The sequence below is a fragment of the Nocardioides albus genome (genome assembly GCF_014648255.1).
Classification (GTDB): Bacteria; Actinomycetota; Actinomycetes; order Propionibacteriales; family Nocardioidaceae; genus Nocardioides; species Nocardioides albus.
In genome coordinates this window covers 259,786-279,012 of the sequence record NZ_BMQT01000004.1, presented here as the reverse complement: position 1 = coordinate 279,012, position 19,227 = coordinate 259,786, and the positions used below count along the sequence as shown (strand labels likewise).

Here is a 19,227-nt window from a genome sequence, read left to right as displayed (position 1 = left end):
GACCGGTCGACGTCCTGCCCCGGGGGCAAGGCAGGACGCCGACCGAGACGGTCATGACAGGGAGTACGTCGCCATCCGGTGGATGGCGTTGTCCTGTCCGAAGACCCCTCCACCGATCAGCCCCGCGGTCCGGTTGACCCCGAAGTCGTCGTAGTTCAGCGAGACCATCTCATCGACTCCGTCACCGTCCAGGTCCGTGGCGAGGTAGTTCCGGCCCCCGGGCTGAGAGCCACTGCCCACCCCGTACTGGAATGACCAGCCCGTGGTCAGCACCGACGGGTCCCAGGCGCCCACGCCGCCATCGACTCCACCGAGCAACAGCGCGCGACCACCCGGGCCGGTCCCCATCGCGACGGACCGCAGCGGAGCGACCACCGAGCTGTAGGTCTCGACGCCGTCCGCGGCGAACCCGTGCAGCGTGCCGAAGCTGAGCTGGTAGAGGACACCGTCGGCGGTGAAGTAGTTGTCGTGCGACCAGGGGCTGCCACCGACGTACTGCTTCAGCAGCTCGCCGGTGCGCCCGTCGCGGATCTCGGTGACCACGTGCGGGGTGACTGCCGTGTTCGGGAATCCGGGCACATGGCTCATGATCAGCCAGGTGTGCACGACAGCATGGCCGTCGGCATAGGGGATCTCCGGCGAGGAGAAGACCGCCCGGTCGAGCAGCGCGCCGTGCATCAGCCCGCCGTCGGCGATCTCCGGGGCGTCAGGCTGAACCGTCCAGAGCGCCGTACCGGTGCCATCGAGCGCGACGGCCTGCTGGGTCGCGTCGTCGCGCTGCAGACCGTCGACGCTGCCGAACTGGGTGTGCACCCGGCCATCGGCGACGACGGTGTCGGAGAAGACGACATCGCCCTCGCTAGCGGGAGCAGCGTACGTCCACAGCGCCGTGCCGTCGCCGCGGTAGGCCCGCAGGGCGTCGGTGGGTACGAGGATCTCGGCCGCGTCGTCACCGGCGACGTCGGCGACGGTGACCGAGCGGACGTACTCGCCACCACCATCGATGGTGGCCTCGACCTTGCCGGTGGCGGCGTCGAGCACTGCGGTGGCGGTGTCGGCGGCGACCACGATCTCGGCATTGCCGTCGCCGTCGACGTCACCGGTCTCGATCCGGTGCACCTGGCCGGGAACCGTGGCCTCCCACAGCTGGCGCGGCTCGCCGCCCTTGAGCGACGTGCCGGACCAGGCCCAGACACCGCGCGAGGTCCCGCCCGCGACGACGTCCTTACGCCCATCGCCGTCGACGTCCACGTCCTGCGCGTACGCGAGGTCACCGCGCAGCGGGGTCAGGTCCGACTCCTTGCCGTTGCCCAGACCGTATGTGTGGATGTTCTGCTGCACGTCGACCGTACGCACCAGCGTGCTGCGGCCGGAGCGAACGACCTCGTGGTCCAGCGGTGATGCCGCCGTGCCGGCCCGGCGCCAGCGGACCTTGCCGTTGCCGCTGAAGGCGGTCAGGGACCCGAACTGGAAGCCGCTGAGGTTCTCCGCCCCGTTGCTGTCGGTGTCGTCCTGTGCCGAGGCGAGCAGGGTGCCGTCCACGATCGACAGCTCCCAGGTGCTGGAGCCGTTGCTGGCGTTGTCGGCAGCACGCTTGGTCGTGTGCGACCAACGGGTCACAGCCGGGTCGGTGCCGTCCAGGACACGGATCGTCGCGGCGTTGATCGCCAGGTTGGGGGCGAGCGTCGACTCACTGACCGCGTACTCGTCGCCGCTGCCGGCACCCAGGTCGCCGACCGTCATCGCGGTCGGGAACGCGTTGACCCGGGTGTCGCGGGTGGTGCGTTCGCCGCTCGCCAGAGCGTAGGACGCGACCTGATACCGGATCCCGTCGGTCGGGTCTGCCTGCTCGAGCGCGACCAGGCGGCCGCGGCCTGCGTCGAGGTGGAGCTGACGGACGTACAGATCGCTGTCCGACTGCCACCGCACGGCGCCGTCGGCAGTGTCGAGCACGAGCGTGCGGCCTCGGCCGGCGGCCTGGTCGGTCTTGTCGAGGTCCCACGCGGCGGCGATCATGCCGCCACCGAGGTCGGTGATCGCAGCCCACGCCGTAGGCCCGGCGGCCTCGGTGTCGTGGGTCCAGGTCGCCGTCGGCGTCAGCGCGCCGTCCGCGGCCTCGAACGTCATGCCGGTGAGCGTGGCGGTGCCACCGGTGCCGCGATCGTTGAGGCTGGGCGATTCCGCGACCAGGAGCGTGTCGCCCACGACCTTGAGGTGGGCCGCGTAGTTGTAGAACTTCGACCACAGGGTCTTGCCGGTGCGGCCGTCCAGCACGGTGACGTACGTGCCGACCTTGGCCGACCATCCCGGCGGGGACGACCCGACGCTGGTGGAGAAGACCACGTCTTCGACGCCGTCGCCGGACAGGTCGCCGGTGTCGTAGCCCTGGTCGGAGCTGGCGGTGAACGGACTGACCGCGTTGTAGCCGAGCACGAGGTGGGGACGGTAGAGCTCCTTCTCCCATGGCCGCCAGCTGCGTACGCCCCACTCGGTGTACAGCGAGTCGGTGGTGCGCGTCCAGGTGGTGGCGCCGTCGGCGTCGTGACGCTGCACGTTGCCGAGGCTGTGCAGCGTGAAGTAGCCGCCGCCGTCGGCAGCTGCCGTCACGCCCATCCCCTGCACGCCCTCGAGCGTGGACTCCTTGGTGAAGGTGACCGGGGTGTTCGGGTCGACGGGCTCCTCGGCGGAGTCCTCGGCCGCCGGCGGCGCATCTGCTGCGTCGTCCCGCTCGGCCGGCTCCTCCGGCGCGTCCTCGCCGTAGACGTCCACGTGGACGCTCGCGCTGAGGTCGGCGGCCTGCTCGCTGGTCAGGGTCATCGCCCCGTCGGCAGCGTCAGTGGTCTCGGCGGCGACCGCCTGAGGGGCGGCCGTCACCGCGAGGCTCGCGGCCGCGAGCGTGGTGGCGAGGCGGATGCCCCGCCTGGTGGTCCGATGGTTCATCACTGGTCTCCCTGTGCGAAGCGGATCGCCGAGCCGGCGGTGAGCACCGGCTGGTCGAAGGAGTATTGGAGGGCGTCGGAACCGAACTGGTTCTCGATGCCGACGGTGGCCTTGGAGCCCTTGGAAGGCACGGCCGCGTACTGCAGCGTGACCGAGTCGTCGGCCTCGGCGAAGACGGCCTCGAAGGTGACGCGGTTGCCGGAACCGTCAGCGACGAGCACGTTGGTCCACACCACCGCGAAGCGACGGTCGCCGGTCTTGCCGACCGTGCCCGTGGTCACCGTGGACTTCTTGTCGAGCGCGAGGTCGTCCCAATAGGCCGCGACGATCCCGTTGGGAGCGGCGTTCGACGGCAGCGCGTCGTTGTCGTAGTCGCCGACGCGCGGGGACAGGAAGTTCAGCAGGCCGTTGGTGGTGACCGCAACCTGGTTGTACGTCACACCGTAGAAGTCCACGCCGAAGGGGAGCGCGACGTTCGCCGCGTCCTCGTCGCCGCTGAGCGCGACCCGGGACTTGCCCGCGACCCAGCCGTAGGCGGTCGGGGCGCACGAGTGGCCCGAACGGTCGGTGCGAGCGGGCAGCGCGACCGTGGTGGTCTCGTCACCGTCGATGGTCAGGGTGGCGGCGTACTCGCCGTTGCAGAGCACGGGCTCGGCCGGCGTCGCCGTCAGCGTGTACTCACCCTCGGCGACCTGCGGCAGCGTGAATCGGCCGCCGGCGTCACTGGTCACTGCGTCGACGGGCGTACCCGCGACCGCGACCGTGACGCCGGCGAGCGGCTCACCCACGACGTCGAGCACCGTACCGGTCACTGCGTGGACCGGGACGGCCGTGAGGGACACGTCCTGGGTGAGATTCTGGTCGTCGGCGAGCTCGATGCCGGCGAGGGTGCGGGGCGCGTAGCCGTATCCGCTGATGGTGAAGTCGTACGTGCCGGGCAGCAGGTGGACCCGGTAGCTGCCGTCGGAGCCGGTCCTCACCGTGCGGGGGTTGGTGCCAGTGATCTCGACCTTCACGTCGGGCAGCGCAGCGCCGGTCACCTCGTCGGTGACGACGCCGGTGACGGTCGCGGCCTCCTTGCGGGCGGCGGTGACTGCGGCGAGCACGTCCAGCTTGCCCTCACCCCAGACGTTGTTGGCGTCGGCCGTGCCGCCGCAGTGCGTGTCGTCCACGTCGATCGCGGCACCGTTCAGGGCTGCCTGGGCGCCGGCGACGTCGCCGATCAAGGACGGGGCGGCCGAGAGAAGCAGCGCAGCGGCGCCGGCAACGTGCGGCGTTGCCATCGACGTACCGGAGATCGTGTTGTAGGACGAGTCCGGCCAGGTGGAGCGGACGTCGACGCCGGGCGCCGAGATGCTGGGCACCATCGACCCGTCGACCAGGGACGGCCCGAACCCGGAGAAGTTCGCGATCTTGCCGTTCACGTCGTACGCACCGACGCCGTAGGACGTCGCCTGCGCCCCGGGCGAATCGGCGGTCGAGCAGGTCACCCCGTCGCCGAAGTTCCCGGCCGCGAACGCCTGGAAGATCCCGGCGGCGTTCCACGCCTCGACCGTGTCCTGGTAGAAGGTGGTCTGGCCACCGCCCCAGGAGTTGTTGACGATGTCGGGGGCGAGCTCGGGGCGCGGGTTCGCGCCGTTCACATCCGTGGGCGCCAGGATCCACTGGCCGGCCTTGAGGAGCGACGAGTCAGAGCACGACTTGGCCTCGCAGCCCTTGGCCGCCACCCACGTGGCGCCCGGCGCGACGCCGATGCCGTCGGCGCCGACCATCGTGCCCATCGTGTGAGTTCCGTGCCCGTTGTTGTCGCACGGGGCGTCGGTGCACGTCCCGGTCGGGTCGTAGAAGTTGTAGTCGTGCGTGAACGTGCCGCTGCCGTCGTTGCCCCGGTAGGAGCCCACGAGCGCCGGGTGGTCGTACTGGACGCCCGAGTCGACGTTGGCGATGACGATGCCCTCGCCGCGGTCGCCGTACTGCGACCAGACCTGGTCGGCCTTGACCTCGGTGATCCCCCATTCAGGGGTCGCGGTCGTTTCGACCTCGCTGGTAACGGCGGCGTTCTCGCCCTCGGGGGCGTCCAGGGCGTAGTGCTGCTCCCGGACCAGCTCGGCGACGTCGCTGCGCTGCGCGAGCTCGTCGACGAGTGCCTCGCCGCCGGTGACCAGCACCGAGTTCGTGATCCAGAAGTCCTCGTGGCCGACCTTCTTGGCGTCGAGGTAGGAGGTCAGCGACTTCTGGGTACGGTTGGCCGCGGACCGGAGCGCACCGTAGGTCGCCGTCGCCTTGGCGTTCTTGCCCTTCTCGCTGCGGGCCTGCGCCAGGCTGGCCTGGTCCTTCAGGACGACGAAGAACGTGGCTTCGCCGCCGTCGGACACGGCCTTCTCCAGGGCCGGGTCGACCTCGACCGTGCTCGCTGGCTTCTCGGCCGCCGGCGCGGCCACGGCGGTGGCGGCGAGGGCCGGCCCTGCCAGCAACGCGACCGCGGCGGTGCTCGCCAGCGCTAGGGGCGCGAACCGCCGCCGGCGGGATGATGGGATCAAGCGCATCAGGGGTGCTCCTCGGGAAGATATGGGCACCCGTGACGCTACGAATCCGCCGTTACCGAGGCATTACTGCGTTGCGCGCCGAGGACGGCCGCGGGATCCCGTGATGGCGGTCGCCCCGGTCGCCGCGAACACGGTGAGCCTCATCGTGCACCGACGTACGCATCAGCAGCGAGCGGGTCCACGGCTGCGGCAGCGGTCCGTCGCCATGGGCTCGCGGAGACCGCTCGGGCTGCCGCACAGAGCGGTTTGACGAGGAGTGCGTACGCCGGCCACGGCACCCCGAGCCTGCGTACCTGGTCCGGCGTCCAGGCCGCTCGATCGATCAACCAAGCGAGGAAGCGTGCCGTTTGAGGAAGTGTGTTCCCGCGGATCCAGGCTCGCTGCTGGAAGTCGTCCCACTCCTGCTGTGTCATCAAGCGCGTCACCTCCGGCAGGAGTTGCTCCTCCTCGTGGCGAAGATGCTCGAGGAGGGGTGTCTCGAGATCGTCCAGCGCCGCGATGACGGCATCACCGTCGCCCCAGCCTGTGACGAGGCCACGAGCCGCGCTCTCGAGCGCCGCGAGGGGCCGGTCGATGGCCGCATGCTCGGACTGCATCTCGTCCAGCGACTGCTGGAGCCGCGCGTCGCGTTCGGCGAGGAACGGCCACAGCTCGATGTCCTCGCCCTCGTGGTGCCAACGAAGCTGCTCGATCAGCCAGAGAAGGTGCCGACCCAACCTTGCTTCGCGGGCACGGGATGCGCCGGTACCGAGGACCAGACGCGTACGCCGCAGGTCTCGACGGAGCGCGGAGTGGAACGCCACCATGGCGATCGGATCAGCCGGATCGGTCATCTTGGTCATGCATCCGTTGTATCGATCAATCCGCTGTATCGATAGCCAGTATCCGTAGTATCGTGATACCCGATGGATGCAGCCAAGCTCACGGCTTTCGTGGCCGTCGCCGAACGACGTTCCTTCAGCTCGGCCTCCGCGGATCTCGAGCTCTCCCAGTCGACGGTGAGCACCCGGGTGCGGGAGCTCGAGAGGGAGCTCGGTCAGGCGCTCTTCGTCCGGACCAGCCGGCGGGTGACGCTCACGGCGGCCGGCACCGCCGCCCTCCCGATGGCCCGGTCCGCGTTGGCGCACATGCGGTCACTGTCCGAGGTGGTTGACGAGGTGGCCGGCCTGCACCGCGGCACGGTGCGGCTCGGCATCATCGCGGGTGCCGCGCACGAGGATCTGCCCGAGCTCCTCGCCCGGTTCAGCACGAGCCATCCGGATATCGAGCTGACCATCACGTCGGCGCCGTCGGCCGACCTCGAGCGCGCCCTCGAGCAGGGCGAGCTCGACATCGGCTATCTCGTCACCGCCGAGCCGTCCCCGCTGTTCAGGCACTGGACACACGATCCCCTCTGCGCGGTCGCGCTGCCCCCGAACAGCCGCGGACAGGTCCCGATCAGCACGCTCCTCGGCAAGCGCCTCATCGTCCTCGACTCAGGCGCCTCCGCGCGCAGCAAGCTCGAACGTGTCGCCCGTGGCGCCGGCATCCGGCTGACGATCGGCGCACAGGTCGCAGACCCAGCGCTCGCCCTCGACCTGGGCGCGCACGATCTCGGCTACCCGATCATGCCCAGGGCCGTGTCACCGCCCGGCAGCCCGGTCCTCGTCGACCGCCAGGGGGCGCCGATCACGGTCAGCGCGGGCCTGGCCGCCCAGACCCAGCACCAGTCACCTGCCGCAGAGCTGCTGCTCGACACATTGAAGGACCTCGTGCCTGACGAACCTCGGTAGCACGATCCGTGAGCTGGTGGCGCCGGTCAGCCCAGTGCCGCGCGAGCCATCTTCACGAGTACGGCGCGAGTGGCCTCCTCGGGGAGGATCCGGTTGTGCGGGGTGGAGTTGATCAGCCCGAAGACGCCGTGGGCCATGGCGCGTGCGGTGTCGGGAGTCAGCGACGGGCTGAGGTCACGGAGCTGGTCGGCCCAGAGGTCGACGTACTTCCGCTGCAGGGTGCGCACCTGCTCACGCGCCTCGTGCGGGAGCGACTGCCAGTCGCGCTCCTGGACGACGATCAGGGCACGGTCGCGCAAGGCGAAGTCGACGTGCCAGTCGATCAGCGCCTCGATGGCCTGTGCGGTGCTCGACGCGCCCTTCACGCGGGCGCGGCCTTCGCGAAGCAGCTCCTGGGAGATCGAGACGAGCATCTCGGCGAGCATCGCGTCCTTGCTCGGGAAGTGCTTGTAGAGCGCCGGGCCGGAGATGCCGCAGGCCGCCCCGAGCTCGGAGACGGAGACTCCATGGAACCCGCGGGCGGCGAAGAGCTCGGCCGCGGTGTCGAGGATCTGCTCGCGCCTGGTCTTCGTCTGGGCCGCGGTCATTGCACGAGGTTAGCGCCGATTCACCGCCGTTTCACTCCTCGAGCATGTGACGTGCGCGAAGTACGGCGTCGAGCGCGATCTCGACATCGTCGATCTGCCCGCGGGTCGGCTCGCCGGCCACCGCCGCGTCGGGCGCGGGTGGCTGCCGCAGCCGCCGCAGCTGTCCCAGCAGGTCCTCCCGCTCCGCCCCGCGCAGATGCAGCAGCACGGACGCGTCGCGGTCGACCGTCCAGCACAGCTGGTGCAGCACCCCGAGCGAGTGGCCGCACACCGCGTGCCAGTAGCCGCAGGTGCAGGCAACAGTGAGCTCTTCGCCGTAGGGGACCAGCTCGACCCCCGCCTCCTCGGCGTGCTCGGCCACGTCCAGCGGGAGCTCGCCGACCAAGAGCGCCTCGGTCCGCTCAGCCGTCGCCACGACGACCTCCGACAGCGCCGCGACGGCATCTTCCGCCAGCACCGGCACCGAACCCGTCACGGTCCACAGCCCGCGCTCGTCCTCGACCGCCGCCGCGAACCGACCGGTCTCGACGACCAAGCCCCCGATCCGCCCCGAGCGGGCGAGCGACCGGGCGCCGGAGAGCTGGTTGTCGTCGTACGCCAACTCCTCGATCGCCCGCAGAAACGCCCGGCCCCACCACGACTCGACCCGAACGGCGCCGCGGCGGTGCGGCTCGCGGGCGAAGGTCAGCACGGCGCTCATCGGTTGCTCATCCGTTGCTCATCGGTTGCTCATGAGGCGATCCGGCGGCGCTTCTGGCGCTTCTGCGGACCGAGCTTGACCAGCTCACGCAGCTCTGCGTTCGACAGCTCGGTGAACGCGGCCTCGCCGCCGCCGAGGACCGCCTCGGCCAGGACCCGTTTGCGCTGCAGCAGCTCCGCCACCCGCTCTTCCACAGTGCCCTGGGTGATGAGCCGGTGCACCTGGACCGTACGCGTCTGGCCGATCCGGTGGGCCCGGTCGGTCGCCTGGTCCTCGACGGCCGGGTTCCACCAGCGGTCGACGTGGATCACGTGGTCGGCACGAGTCAGGTTGAGCCCGACGCCGCCGGCCTTGAGCGAGAGCAGGAAGACCGGCACCTCGCCGTCCTGGAAGCGCGTGACCATCCGTGAACGCTCTGCCACGGGGGTGCCGCCGTGCAGGAACTGGTGCCGGACGCCGGCGGCAGCCCAGTGGGTCTCGAGGAGACGGGCCATCGCGACGTACTGCGTGAAGATCAGGACCGCTCCCTCCTCGGCGAGCACCGTCGAGACCAGCTCGTCGAGGAGGTCGATCTTCTGCGATCGCCCGGCGATCCGGCCGCCCTCCTGTTTCAAGAACTGTGCGGGATGGTTGCAGATCTGCTTGAGCCCGGTCAGCAGGCTCAGCACCAGCCCGCGCCGCTGCGGGTCCTCGGCGTCGAGCCGCTCGATCCGGGCCATCGCGTCGCGTACGTAGGCCTCGTAGAGCACCGTCTGCTCCCGCGTCAGCGCCAGCAGGTGGTCGGTCTCGGTCTTGGGCGGTAGCTCGGGGGCCACCCCGGGATCCGACTTGCGGCGCCGCAGCATGAACGGGCCGACCAGCGCAGCGAACTCCTTCGCCTTCCCGACGTCCGCGCCCGCCTCGATCTGGCTCGCCCAGGCTCTCCTGAAAGCGAGCCGGCTGCCCAGCAGACCAGGCACGCACCAGTCGAGCAGCGCCCACAGCTCGGTCAGGTTGTTCTCCACCGGGGTGCCGGTCAGCGCCACCCGGGCGTGCGACGGGATCTCGCGGAGTGCCTTCGCGGTCGCCGAGGCGGCGTTCTTCACGTGCTGCGCCTCGTCGGCGACGACGAGCCCCCACGACACCGCGGAGAGGAGCTCGACGTCGCGACGCATCGTCCCGTAGGTCGTCAGCACCACGCCGGTGGCATCGTCGAGATCCCGGGCCGCGCCGTGGTGGCGGCGCACCTCCACCTCGGGCGCGAACCGGGCGATCTCGGCCTCCCAGTTGCCCAGCAGGCTCGCCGGGCAGACCACCAGGGTCGGATTCCCCCCGGGGTCTGAGCGAAGTGGCCCCGAGCCTGTCGAGACCCCCTGGCGATGGAGGTGGAGCGCGATCGTCATCAGCGTCTTCCCGAGCCCCATGTCGTCGGCCAGACAGCCACCGAGCCCGAGCGAGGTGATCCCTGCCAGCCAGGTCAGCCCCTCGACCTGATAGCCCCGCAAGGTGGCCTGGAGACCGGCGGGCACCTCGACAGCAGCCCCCGAGGTCGCCGCGATCACCTCGTCGCGGAGCCGCGCGATCGACGCTCCGATGATCACCTTCTCGCCCGGCGCAGCCTGGGTGATCTCCTCCGGAACCTGACCGGTCAGGGCGACCGCCAGCGCCTCCACACCGGTGATCCGCTTGAGCAGCCGCTTGCGCGCACGCCGCAGGACCGACGGATGGACGACCGCCCACGCGCCCCTCAGCCGCAGGACCGGACCCGCGGCAGAGGCCAGGGCGTCCATCTCGGCGGCATCGAGCGGCTCGCCACCGAGCGCCAGCTGCCACTGGAACGCGAAGAGCCCCTTCTCGCCTAGTGGCGACTCCCGCATCAGATCCTCGCGTGCGGCGGTCGACGAGGACGGCGCCCGGTCGACCGCGACCGACGTGGTCAGATCCCGCGACAGCGACCGTGGCCAGAGCACGTCGACACCGCGCTCCTTGAGCCATTCGACCCCGTCCTCCAGCAGGCCGACGACCTCGTCGGTCGACAGAGTCACCGAGGACGGCACCGGCAGATCGAGCAACCGGTCGAGGACCGGCCAGGCCTCAGCAGCGCCGCGGAGAGCGACCTGCGCATGCGTACGCGCCCGCGGGCCGAATCCGTGATCGTCCTCCTCGTCCCACAGCCGCGCGGCATCAGCCACGTGCAGCGGGTCGGCCTCGTCGTGCACCTGTGGCACCAGCGTCAGCGACCCCGCGAGCAGGTCCTCCTCCGGCGCCTCGACCCGGAACGAGAGCCGCACCAACGACGGCAGCTTGGCCGTCACCGGCCCCTCGTCGCTCCGATAGCGCGCCAACCGGGTCTGCAGCGACTCCCGGAACGCCCCCGACCCGGAAGCCTTCGGCGCCGAGGTCGGCACGGCGTCCGCCACCGCAGCCACGATCTCCCGCACCAACAGCTCGGCCGCCTCGCCGTCCACGTCGCCGTAGGCGCGCGACGCGGCCAGCAGCCGCACCCGCTCCTCGTCCTCCGGCGTGTAGCGGACCGCCCACGAACCACCATCGGGCTCGAGCTGGCCCGCGGCCACGAACCGGAGCCCGAGATGAGCTGCAGACGCGACCAGCGCGACCGAAGGATGCAGGTCGGAGGCGGCGTACGCCTTCTTCAGGACCGGCAGCGCGGCTCGCATCGGCAACGACACCGACCGTCGGGAGTCCACAAACTCCACGGCCGAGTCCCGCGGCGGCTGCGCGGGCCGGAAGACGGCGCGGCCGGTCACGGGTACGAAGGACATGGACACGACCGTAGCCGCCACCACCGACCGTTTCTCATCCTCGAGGATGAGAGGTTCGCCCCCAAAGATTGAGGCGGGCCGTCCCGGGGCACTGCGACGGTGGCTGACATGACCGAGACGACCCACCCACGCACCGGCCTCCCACCCGGCCAGCGACGCATCGACTTCTTCCCACGGTTCGGACGGCAGAACGACCAGCCGCCACCGACCGTCCCCGAGCACCCGACGGTGGTCTTCGGCGGAGCGCTCACGACTCCCATCGAGATCGCCGTGGACGAGCTCGTCGGCGCCGATCGTCGCGACCTCCATGCCGACTTCCACTGCGTCGCGGGCTGGTCGGCGACCGGCCTGCACTGGGAGGGCGCCGCCTTCGCCGAGGTCTATCAGCGGTACGTCGCACCCGCCGTCGTACCAGGCACGACCATCACCCACGTCATGGTGCGTGGTCTCGACGGTGAGCACTTCGTGGCCGAGCTGGCGGATCTGCTGGCCCACGACGTCATGCTCGCCGACCGGCTCGACGGCCGGCCGCTCGACGGCGACCACGGCGCCCCGCTACGGCTGGTCAACCCGGCGCAGTACGGGTATGCCAACATCAAGCACGTCTGCCGCATCGAGGTGCTCGCGGCCGCACCGCCGGAAGGCGCTCCGACGCTGGCCGACCGGCTGCTGCAGTCCCACCCGCGGGCGCGGGTCTGGGAGGAGGAGCGGCACGGCACGCTGCCCGGTTGGCTGATCCGCCCGATCTATCGAGTGATCAAAGCCGTCATGCTCGCCCCTATCGCTCGCCGCGAGCGTGACTCGAGTCACCGCTCAGATGCGAATAACAACTAGGTCCGTTAACAACTCACACGTAGGCTGTCAACCCGTGACAGAAACTTCTGCCAAGCCTGAGAAGGCGCCGGACGACCACCTCGACAAGAGCGTGCTCATCGTCGCGGGCGTCGTCGTGCTCGGATCGATCATGTCGATCCTCGATATCACCGTTGTCTCCGTCGCGCTGGAGACCTTCCAGCGCGAGTTCGACGCCACCTCCGCAGAGGTCGCCTGGACGATGACCGGCTACACCCTCGCCCTCGCGACGGTGATCCCGCTGACCGGTTGGGCCGCCGACCGGTTCGGCACCAAACGCCTCTACATGACCGCGATCGTGCTCTTCGTGCTCGGCTCGGTGCTGTGTGCGCTGGCTACGTCGCTGCCGATGCTGGTCGCCTTCCGAGTCATCCAGGGCCTTGGAGGCGGCATGCTGATGCCGCTCGGCATGACCATCCTGACCCGCGCCGCCGGACCCGAGCGGGTCGGTCGCGTGATGGCGATCCTGGGTGTGCCCATGCTGCTCGGCCCGATCATGGGCCCGATCATCGGCGGCGCGCTGATCGACTCCGCCTCCTGGCACTGGATCTTCCTGATCAACGTCCCGATCGGCGCCATCGCTCTGGTCTACGCCTGGCGGGCGCTGCCCAAGGACCACGTCGAGCCGTCGCAGTCCTTCGACTTCCTCGGCATGATCCTGCTGTCCCCGGGTCTGGCGTTGTTCCTCTACGGCGTCTCCTCGATCCCCGAGGCCGGCACGCTGCTCGACACCAAGGTGCTCTCGTTCATGATCGTGGGCCTCGTCCTGATCGCCGCGTTCGTCCCGTGGGCGCTCTCGCCCCGTAACGACCACCCGCTGATCGACGTACGCCTCTTTGGCAACAAGGAGCTCACCGTCGCGGTGATCACCCTGGCGATCTTCGCGATGGCGTTCTTCGGTGCCTCACTGCTCTTCCCGCTCTACTACCAGCAGGTACGCGGCGAGGACGCCCTCCACGCCGGCCTGCTGCTGGCTCCGCAGGGTCTGGGCGCGATGGTCACGATGCCGCTCGCCGGCATGCTCGCGGACCGCACCGGTCCGGGCAAGGTCGTCCTCAGCGGTCTGACCACGATCGCGGTGGGCATGTTCATGTTCTCGCGGCTCGACGAGGCCACGCCCTACTGGTACCTCCTCTTGTCGCTGTTCATCATGGGCCTCGGTATGGGCGCGACCATGATGCCGACGTTCGCCGCTGCCCAGGCGACGCTGCGTGAGCACACCATCGCCCGAGGTACGACCCTGGTGAACATCGTCCAGCAGGTCGCCGCCTCCGCCGGCACCGCGCTCTTCTCGGTGCTGCTCACCAACGCCCTCTCGGGCAAGGAGTCGATCTCCGCGGCGGACGACCTCGCCGACAAGCTCGGCGTCCCCGCGGCAGGCCTCGAGAAGTTCATGACCGACCCCGCCAACCAGCAGAAGATCGGTGAAGCGGCAGCCTCGCTGGGCCTCGACCCGGCCAAGCTGCCCGAGATCTTCAAGGCGATCCCGGTCGAGATGGCCGAGGCCTTCTCGACCACCTTCGTGATCGCCGCGGTCCTGGTGCTCGTCACGCTCATTCCCGCCTGGTTCCTCCCCAAAAGCAAGGCCGAGCACGGCGCCGCCGCCCCCACGGTCCTCCACTGATCCGCTCGCGCGCACGTACGCAGGGCCGGGCTGCCATCGGCAGCCCGGCCCTCGTTCTCTTCGTGACCGTGTTGACCCTCGCGGGCTGCCGCTCAGTTCCTGACGTTGGCCCCGCCGCAGACCCTGTTGCAGAGGTCGCGCTCCCGCCGACGGAAGGCGTCTTCGACTACCAGCTCGGCGGCACCTCCGACCGGCTCTCCGATGGCACCGCGATCGACGTCGTCGTACGTGACGCCACCGCTGCGCCGCTCGAGGGCGCCTATAACGTCTGCTACGTCAACGGCTTCCAGACGCAGCCCGACTCCGACTGGTCCGGGCACCCGAGTGCCCTGCTGCGTGACGCTTCCGGCAACCCCGTACACGACCCCGACTGGCCCGACGAGCTCGTCCTCGACCCCTCCACCGCGTCGGCGCGGAAGTCGATCCTGGAGGTCGTCGGTCCGGTCATCCAGGGCTGCGCGGACAACGGTTTCGACGCCGTGGAGATCGACAACCTCGACACCTGGACCCGCTTCGAGGCGATCTCGCACGACAGCGCCCTCGCCCTGGCCGAGGCGTACGTCTCCGCCGCCCACGACCTCGGTCTCGCGATCGCCCAGAAGAACGCCGCCGAAGCCACCCGCCCCGCACGTGACCTGGGTTTCGACTTCGCCGTCGTCGAGGAGTGCGCCGCCTACTCCGAGTGCGCCACCTACACCGACGTCTACGGCGACCACGTACTGCAGATCGAATATCCCGACACCTTGGGCGAGACAGGCATCTCCTTCGCCAACGTCTGTGACACCCCCGACCGCGCCCCGCTCACCATCCTCCGCGACCGTGACCTCGTAGCGCAGGCCCATCCTGCGTACAAGTACGACGCTTGCTGGGGCAACTATCGATAAACAATCGACGCTCGTGCATACCATGGTTATATGAGGCCATGACAGCCAAACACGTCATCTCGGGCGCATTAGCGGGCGCGGCACTCATGGCCGCCACAGCATGTTCTGCCTCCTTTCACATCGGCGGGTCCATGGACGAGGAAGACGTCGAGAGAAAGTTGTCGAAAGCGCTCGAGGACCAGACGGGAACGAAGCCCGACAAGGTCGACTGCCCCGACGATCTCGAGGGCAAGAAGGACGCCACCATGAAGTGCGTGATCGAGGACGGCAGCAACGACATCCCGGTCACGCTGACCGTCACCGAGGTCGACGGTTCCGACCTCAGATTCCGTTACGACGTCGCTGATGCCACCGAGGACGCGAGCACGTCAGGGGCGACAGTCGACGAGATCCAACTCGAAGAGCGAATCTCCACCATGCTCGAAGAAGAGGTCGGTCAGAAGCCCGACGCGATCGACTGCCCGGGCGACCTCGTGGGCGAGGTCGGTCAAACCATGAGATGCACGCTCACCGCGGGCGCCGACCAGCTGGGCGTCGCCGTCGAGGTGACCGAGATTGAAGGATCGACGGTGAACTTCCACATCGAGGTCGACGAGAGCTGAGCCGATGACACTGCCGCCATACGGCATCCCGCCCGATGCCGTACCCCTCTACGAACTTCTCTGTCGATCGACGGAAGGCTCGCCCTACATCGTGGAGCCGACCGCGAAAGGCTTCGACTTCAAGGTCGATATCGCCAACGCCCAATGGTGGGACCTCCTTGGCCGCTCGGGGCTCACCAAGTCGTACGTCCACCACATCACAGTCACCGACTCAGGCACCTATTCGATCACCGATGATCTCTGCACCATCAGCTGGAACGTCGGCGTCCCGACCGCGCATTACACCTACAAACGAACATACGGCCGGAACATATCCATCGGCTTCGGCAAGGCCTACGCGCTCGACGACGATCTGATACCCGCCGAGGTCTACAGCTACACGTACAGCACCGAGGAGAGTCGGCGGGTCATCCAGTCCGCCGCGCGATCGCTCGGCATGAAGGAAGAATGGCCCGCGGCCGCCATCGTCGGCCTTGTCTTCGCCATCATCGGCTCCCTCGGCGCCGTGGCCGCACTCATCACCGTCGGAATCCTTCGCCTAGCCAGTTAGGTGGATGACATGCCCACGCCGCTCGCGCAGATGCTGCCCGAGATCGTGACCCTGAACGTCCCGGGGCAGCCCTTCAGCTACTACGCCAAGGGCAATCAGATCATCGATTGGTGGGACATCGCCAAGGTGACCAGCCTCTACCCGACGCAGGCCACTCACGCCGACGAGTCCTACCGCCTCAACGTCACCCTCGACGAGCGCAATGGCTCGTTCGTCTACACCGAACTCCGCAAGTCGTCTGAGTGGAAGGCAGAGTTCACCGACGACTGCTTTAAGCTCGGCGGCGAGATGGGTGGCACGCCGGCAATCGCATCGCGAAGTCATGGAGCTCCCAGTTCGGCGGCCTCAATCGCTCCTCGACCGGCGGCAACGACGGCGAGACGAGACTCGATCCAGTCATATACTCCTCCGAGACCAGCCGGATCAAAGACCCTCTCTTCGGCTGGCTCCAGTCTCATGGCTGGACCCACAAGGTCTTCCTCGGCAAGCTCTTCGCACGCTGACTGGCGACACTGCGCGGACACTACATCGGCTCGCGGTCCACCTTGATACCGAAGTCGAAGGTCGTGCCGGCGTTCCCCGTCACGGTGATGACCGCCCCATAGCGCTCCCCGCCGGCCGCGGTGAGAACGCACTCGACCGTAACCCCCTCGCTGGGCTGGATGGCTCCAGGGCAGGCAACGTCTGCCGGGCGATCGCCAGTGCGCTCTTCGAGCTTGCCTGCGATGGCCGTTTCCAAGTCGTCTTGGGTGACGGTGGTGCCCTTCTCATCGACCTCCACGTCGAGATGGAAGTCAGCGCCGTCGACATCAGAGACGGTCACAGTCATACCCGTGCTGTCGTTCTCATGCGTGAGGGTGCAACGCATCTCCTCACCATCTTCGAGACGAATAGCATCGGGGCAGTCGATCCTGTCGACCTTGATTCCGATCTCCTTCTCAAGCGCTGATGATGCATACGCTTCGACATCCTTCTCTGGAAGCGTCTTGCTCGGCGCATCGGCCTCACCGCACGCAGTAAGCACCGTAAACACGCTCACTACAACGGCAGTCGACAGCTTGATCTTGGGCATCCGGCCCCCTTTGGTCCGATTGTTTGTCGCCCTGCAGCTCAGACCACCTTGCCCACGCAACACCAGGCCTGGGACTCAAGTCATACAGGGGCAGGCAGGGACGTCATTCCTTGACCAGCTTGGTGAGTTCTGGACCGAGGGTCTCGACTACTTCGGTGACGTGGTCACGGTTGGCCGGCGACACTGCCCAGACGGTCACGTCCGTCACCATTGTCGATCCGGTCTCGTGCTGGATCACCCGGACCAGCGGCCCCGGATCTGTCTCGGCAACGCGGCAGGACGATTCTCCTCCCGCATTTCCCGCTGATGCGCATCGGTCCGCACCGGCATCCTCGGCGGCATCTGAGGCACCCACGGCGTCGGCAGCACCGAATGACGACACCTCTGTCTTGATGTTAAGCAAGCCGTCTGGTGTCTCAGCGACCAGAGTGCAGCCCGTCCGCACCAGATATGGTGATTTGTTCTCCGACGGGGTGGGAGCCCGGAGAGTCCACGGACCAGGGTTCGATGACTTTGCCGCTGCTTCGGTAACGGCACACAAGTCGCCTTCAACAGCAGCGGCGGAATATCCTGCAGACGGGTTGGCGTCCGGGTCCTCACCGCAGGCCGCAAGCAACACCGCCCCAACTGCCAGGCTCCCGAGATGCATGAACGACCTGGTGGATCGGACGCCGTGCGACCTGAGTCGATGGGGGCTACCACTTCGATCCGTTCGTGAGGTCTCGACCGTCCAGCCCCGAGATCGTCGGCCAGGTACTCCTGCCGAAACGCGTCCGCGAGCGTCCCACTGGAAACCCGCATACTTACGAGTCATCGATTCGGATTCCGGTGAAACGAACTGCGGCGTCGAGAGTCACGCTGACCCTGTTCTCCGGGTGCTTCCTCTCTTGCGGCGGGACATCTTGAAAGTACGTGTCGCCTTGGCTGTCTTGCAACAACAGCAGTCGCTCTTGACCCTCCGGACCAAGCCCCATGATGCCGCCCTCCGAGTAGGCACTGAACGTCACTTGTATACCTGACAGGAAGACTTCCTGTCAGTCGACGCGTCACTTCGTACGCGTTCCGCTGGTTAAGGGAAACCGGGGCTGGCCACAGCCTCAGCGGCGCCCGCCCTCCGCCTCATTGGGAGTCCAGCCGAGGAGGCGTTGGAACCCAGGACGTCGCTAGCAGTCTCAGTCCAGTCGTCGGTGTAGTCGGCTTTCCCCCCTTGGTTCCGGCTGCCGTTCTGGTCACGCTTCTTGCCGCCGCGGCCACCGGCAGCGCCGGTTGCTCCGCGGCCAGCAGCGCCGCCCCGGGCCGCGCTGCGTCCCCAGCCCCAGCGCCTGCACCCGCACGACCGTCAGCAGTTCCTGCCCGGCGGCTATGGACTTGGCTGTGGCCGATACGAATGCGGCCACCCACCGCCGCTGACGTGATTACATGAAGGCATGGCAGCCAAACGCGCTATCTCGTGCGCTATCTCGTGCGCGGCACTGATCGCCGCCACAGCATGTTCCGCCTCGGACAACACCCGCTCTACATTGGACGATGTGGGACTCGAGCAACGACTCTCCACCTTGTGGGAGGAGCAGGGCGACCAGAAGCCCGACAAGGTCGACTGCCCGGATGACCTCAAGGCCAAAGAAGGCACGACCACGCGGTGCACCTTGACCACCGGAGGCAACCAAGTCATCGTCAAGGTCACCATCAAGGAACTCGATGGAACCACGGTGAGATTCAACGCCGAGGTTGATGAATAGGTCCTTGACGACAACCGAAGTTCTGGAAGGTCTCTAGCTTCGTTTCAACTGAGCGGAAGCGAATGGGCTCTCGGGATGAAGAAGAAGCAAAGGACTCGCGCGAACCGCGTCTTCCGATCGTCACCACCACCAGCCCTATTGCCGCACTCAACCTCGGGCGATAGCCGCGATCGTATCAAAGGCTCGGCTTCTCCTTTTGCCCCTCAAAGAGGCCGCTAGACCCTTCTGGAGGACATCCAGGATTCATCTCCGTGTGTTGAGACGGATCACTAGGATTCACGCAAATCCCGTACGAATCTCCGCGACTCATACTCGTACTGTAGATGCTCTTCTTTCCATAGAAAGTTTTCCCATCATAGTCGTATCGATAGACAACGATGTATGAACTGCCCGCATCTGTTAGTTCGAGAACCTCGGCGCTTCCTTCCTCAGTAAGAGCACTTACATCATCGCCGCCACGGACGAAGATAAACCACACAACTCCGAAAAAAATGGCAACCAGAGCGACTAGAGAGCCAACACCGATCAGAACCCACTTGAACACTCGAGTCTCCTATCCGAACAGCCGTACGCTAGACAACAGCGACGAGGCTAGCC

Annotated in this window: 17 protein-coding genes; 8 read left to right on the top strand and 9 right to left on the bottom strand. The window is 67.9% G+C overall.

Annotation, left to right across the window (positions count from 1 at the left end):
* Positions 1-51: 51 nt before the first annotated feature.
* The 3 genes from IEY84_RS10205 to IEY84_RS10195 form a co-directional block, all read right to left on the bottom strand.
* Positions 52-2,940 carry an FG-GAP repeat domain-containing protein gene (locus IEY84_RS10205; protein ID WP_183542696.1) on the bottom strand — a complete coding sequence of 963 codons (2,889 nt, stop codon included), beginning with the start codon at positions 2,938-2,940 and terminating at the stop codon, positions 52-54.
* Positions 2,940-5,486, bottom strand: a complete 2,547-nt coding sequence (locus IEY84_RS10200) for a S8 family serine peptidase (RefSeq protein WP_183542694.1) — start codon at positions 5,484-5,486, stop codon at positions 2,940-2,942. Before IEY84_RS10200 ends, IEY84_RS10205 begins: the two co-directional genes overlap by 1 nt.
* A gap of 140 nt (positions 5,487-5,626) precedes the next feature.
* Positions 5,627-6,328, bottom strand: coding sequence for a hemerythrin domain-containing protein (locus IEY84_RS10195; protein ID WP_183542692.1), 702 nt, complete (start codon positions 6,326-6,328; stop codon positions 5,627-5,629).
* 63 nt (positions 6,329-6,391) lie between these two features.
* On the opposite strand from IEY84_RS10195, the gene IEY84_RS10190 reads away from it, so the two are divergent.
* On the top strand, positions 6,392-7,258 hold the full coding sequence (locus IEY84_RS10190; RefSeq protein ID WP_183542690.1) for a LysR family transcriptional regulator: 867 nt from the start codon (positions 6,392-6,394) through the stop codon (positions 7,256-7,258).
* A gap of 26 nt (positions 7,259-7,284) precedes the next feature.
* Here IEY84_RS10190 and IEY84_RS10185 read toward each other — a convergent pair whose 3' ends face one another.
* From IEY84_RS10185 to IEY84_RS10175, 3 genes are read right to left on the bottom strand one after another with little or no spacing between them, the layout of a single operon-like run.
* A complete protein-coding gene (locus IEY84_RS10185; protein ID WP_183542688.1) occupies positions 7,285-7,845 on the bottom strand; it encodes an SACE_7040 family transcriptional regulator in 561 nt (186 codons plus the stop codon).
* A gap of 31 nt (positions 7,846-7,876) precedes the next feature.
* Positions 7,877-8,545: an SWIM zinc finger family protein gene (locus tag IEY84_RS10180; protein ID WP_183542686.1), complete on the bottom strand. Its 669-nt coding sequence runs from the start codon at positions 8,543-8,545 to the stop codon at positions 7,877-7,879.
* A gap of 29 nt (positions 8,546-8,574) precedes the next feature.
* A complete protein-coding gene (locus tag IEY84_RS10175; protein ID WP_183542684.1) occupies positions 8,575-11,307 on the bottom strand; it encodes a DEAD/DEAH box helicase in 2,733 nt (910 codons plus the stop codon).
* Positions 11,308-11,415: 108 nt separating this feature from the next.
* Between IEY84_RS10175 and IEY84_RS10170 the strand changes: the two genes are divergently transcribed.
* From IEY84_RS10170 to IEY84_RS10145, 6 genes are all read left to right on the top strand, one after another.
* On the top strand, positions 11,416-12,141 hold the full coding sequence (locus IEY84_RS10170; RefSeq protein ID WP_221208538.1) for a molybdopterin-dependent oxidoreductase: 726 nt from the start codon (positions 11,416-11,418) through the stop codon (positions 12,139-12,141).
* Positions 12,142-12,175: 34 nt separating this feature from the next.
* Complete coding sequence (locus IEY84_RS10165; RefSeq protein ID WP_183542680.1) at positions 12,176-13,783, top strand: DHA2 family efflux MFS transporter permease subunit; 1,608 nt, start codon at positions 12,176-12,178, stop codon at positions 13,781-13,783.
* 62 nt (positions 13,784-13,845) lie between these two features.
* A complete protein-coding gene (locus tag IEY84_RS10160; RefSeq protein ID WP_229788571.1) occupies positions 13,846-14,667 on the top strand; it encodes an endo alpha-1,4 polygalactosaminidase in 822 nt (273 codons plus the stop codon).
* On the top strand, positions 14,646-15,269 hold the full coding sequence (locus IEY84_RS10155) for a DUF4333 domain-containing protein (protein WP_183542678.1): 624 nt from the start codon (positions 14,646-14,648) through the stop codon (positions 15,267-15,269). The genes IEY84_RS10160 and IEY84_RS10155 overlap by 22 nt, the downstream gene beginning before the upstream one ends.
* Before the next feature lie 4 nt (positions 15,270-15,273).
* Positions 15,274-15,819: a hypothetical protein gene (locus IEY84_RS10150; protein ID WP_183542676.1), complete on the top strand. Its 546-nt coding sequence runs from the start codon at positions 15,274-15,276 to the stop codon at positions 15,817-15,819.
* 9 nt (positions 15,820-15,828) lie between these two features.
* Entirely contained in the window at positions 15,829-16,368 is a 540-nt protein-coding gene (locus IEY84_RS10145; RefSeq protein ID WP_183542674.1) for a hypothetical protein, read from the top strand.
* Here the strand turns inward: IEY84_RS10145 and IEY84_RS10140 are convergent.
* A complete protein-coding gene (locus IEY84_RS10140; RefSeq protein WP_183542672.1) occupies positions 16,343-16,891 on the bottom strand; it encodes a DUF4333 domain-containing protein in 549 nt (182 codons plus the stop codon). The genes IEY84_RS10145 and IEY84_RS10140 overlap by 26 nt on opposite strands.
* A gap of 103 nt (positions 16,892-16,994) precedes the next feature.
* Positions 16,995-17,294 (bottom strand): hypothetical protein, encoded by a 300-nt coding sequence (locus IEY84_RS10135; protein WP_183542670.1) that lies wholly within the window; start codon positions 17,292-17,294, stop codon positions 16,995-16,997.
* Between the two features lie 1,024 nt (positions 17,295-18,318).
* On the opposite strand from IEY84_RS10135, the gene IEY84_RS10130 reads away from it, so the two are divergent.
* Positions 18,319-18,630 carry a DUF4333 domain-containing protein gene (locus tag IEY84_RS10130; RefSeq protein WP_183542668.1) on the top strand — a complete coding sequence of 104 codons (312 nt, stop codon included), beginning with the start codon at positions 18,319-18,321 and terminating at the stop codon, positions 18,628-18,630.
* Between the two features lie 175 nt (positions 18,631-18,805).
* On the opposite strand, the gene IEY84_RS10125 is transcribed toward IEY84_RS10130, so the two are convergent.
* On the bottom strand, positions 18,806-19,174 hold the full coding sequence (locus tag IEY84_RS10125) for a DUF3592 domain-containing protein (protein ID WP_183542666.1): 369 nt from the start codon (positions 19,172-19,174) through the stop codon (positions 18,806-18,808).
* Between the last annotated feature and the right edge of the window lie 53 nt (positions 19,175-19,227).

What these genes read in the sequence shown, in the direction of transcription:
- IEY84_RS10205 (WP_183542696.1), bottom strand. Translation starts at nt 2,940, where the DNA reads ATGAACCATCGGACCACCAGGCGGGGCATCCGCCTCGCCACCACGCTC.
- IEY84_RS10200 (WP_183542694.1), bottom strand. Translation starts at nt 5,486, where the DNA reads ATGCGCTTGATCCCATCATCCCGCCGGCGGCGGTTCGCGCCCCTAGCG.
- IEY84_RS10195 (WP_183542692.1), bottom strand. Translation starts at nt 6,328, where the DNA reads ATGACCAAGATGACCGATCCGGCTGATCCGATCGCCATGGTGGCGTTC.
- IEY84_RS10190 (WP_183542690.1), top strand. Translation starts at nt 6,392, where the DNA reads ATGGATGCAGCCAAGCTCACGGCTTTCGTGGCCGTCGCCGAACGACGT.
- IEY84_RS10185 (WP_183542688.1), bottom strand. Translation starts at nt 7,845, where the DNA reads ATGACCGCGGCCCAGACGAAGACCAGGCGCGAGCAGATCCTCGACACC.
- IEY84_RS10180 (WP_183542686.1), bottom strand. Translation starts at nt 8,545, where the DNA reads ATGAGCGCCGTGCTGACCTTCGCCCGCGAGCCGCACCGCCGCGGCGCC.
- IEY84_RS10175 (WP_183542684.1), bottom strand. Translation starts at nt 11,307, where the DNA reads ATGTCCTTCGTACCCGTGACCGGCCGCGCCGTCTTCCGGCCCGCGCAG.
- IEY84_RS10170 (WP_221208538.1), top strand. Translation starts at nt 11,416, where the DNA reads ATGACCGAGACGACCCACCCACGCACCGGCCTCCCACCCGGCCAGCGA.
- IEY84_RS10150 (WP_183542676.1), top strand. Translation starts at nt 15,274, where the DNA reads ATGACACTGCCGCCATACGGCATCCCGCCCGATGCCGTACCCCTCTAC.
- IEY84_RS10145 (WP_183542674.1), top strand. Translation starts at nt 15,829, where the DNA reads ATGCCCACGCCGCTCGCGCAGATGCTGCCCGAGATCGTGACCCTGAAC.
- IEY84_RS10140 (WP_183542672.1), bottom strand. Translation starts at nt 16,891, where the DNA reads ATGCCCAAGATCAAGCTGTCGACTGCCGTTGTAGTGAGCGTGTTTACG.
- IEY84_RS10130 (WP_183542668.1), top strand. Translation starts at nt 18,319, where the DNA reads ATGGCAGCCAAACGCGCTATCTCGTGCGCTATCTCGTGCGCGGCACTG.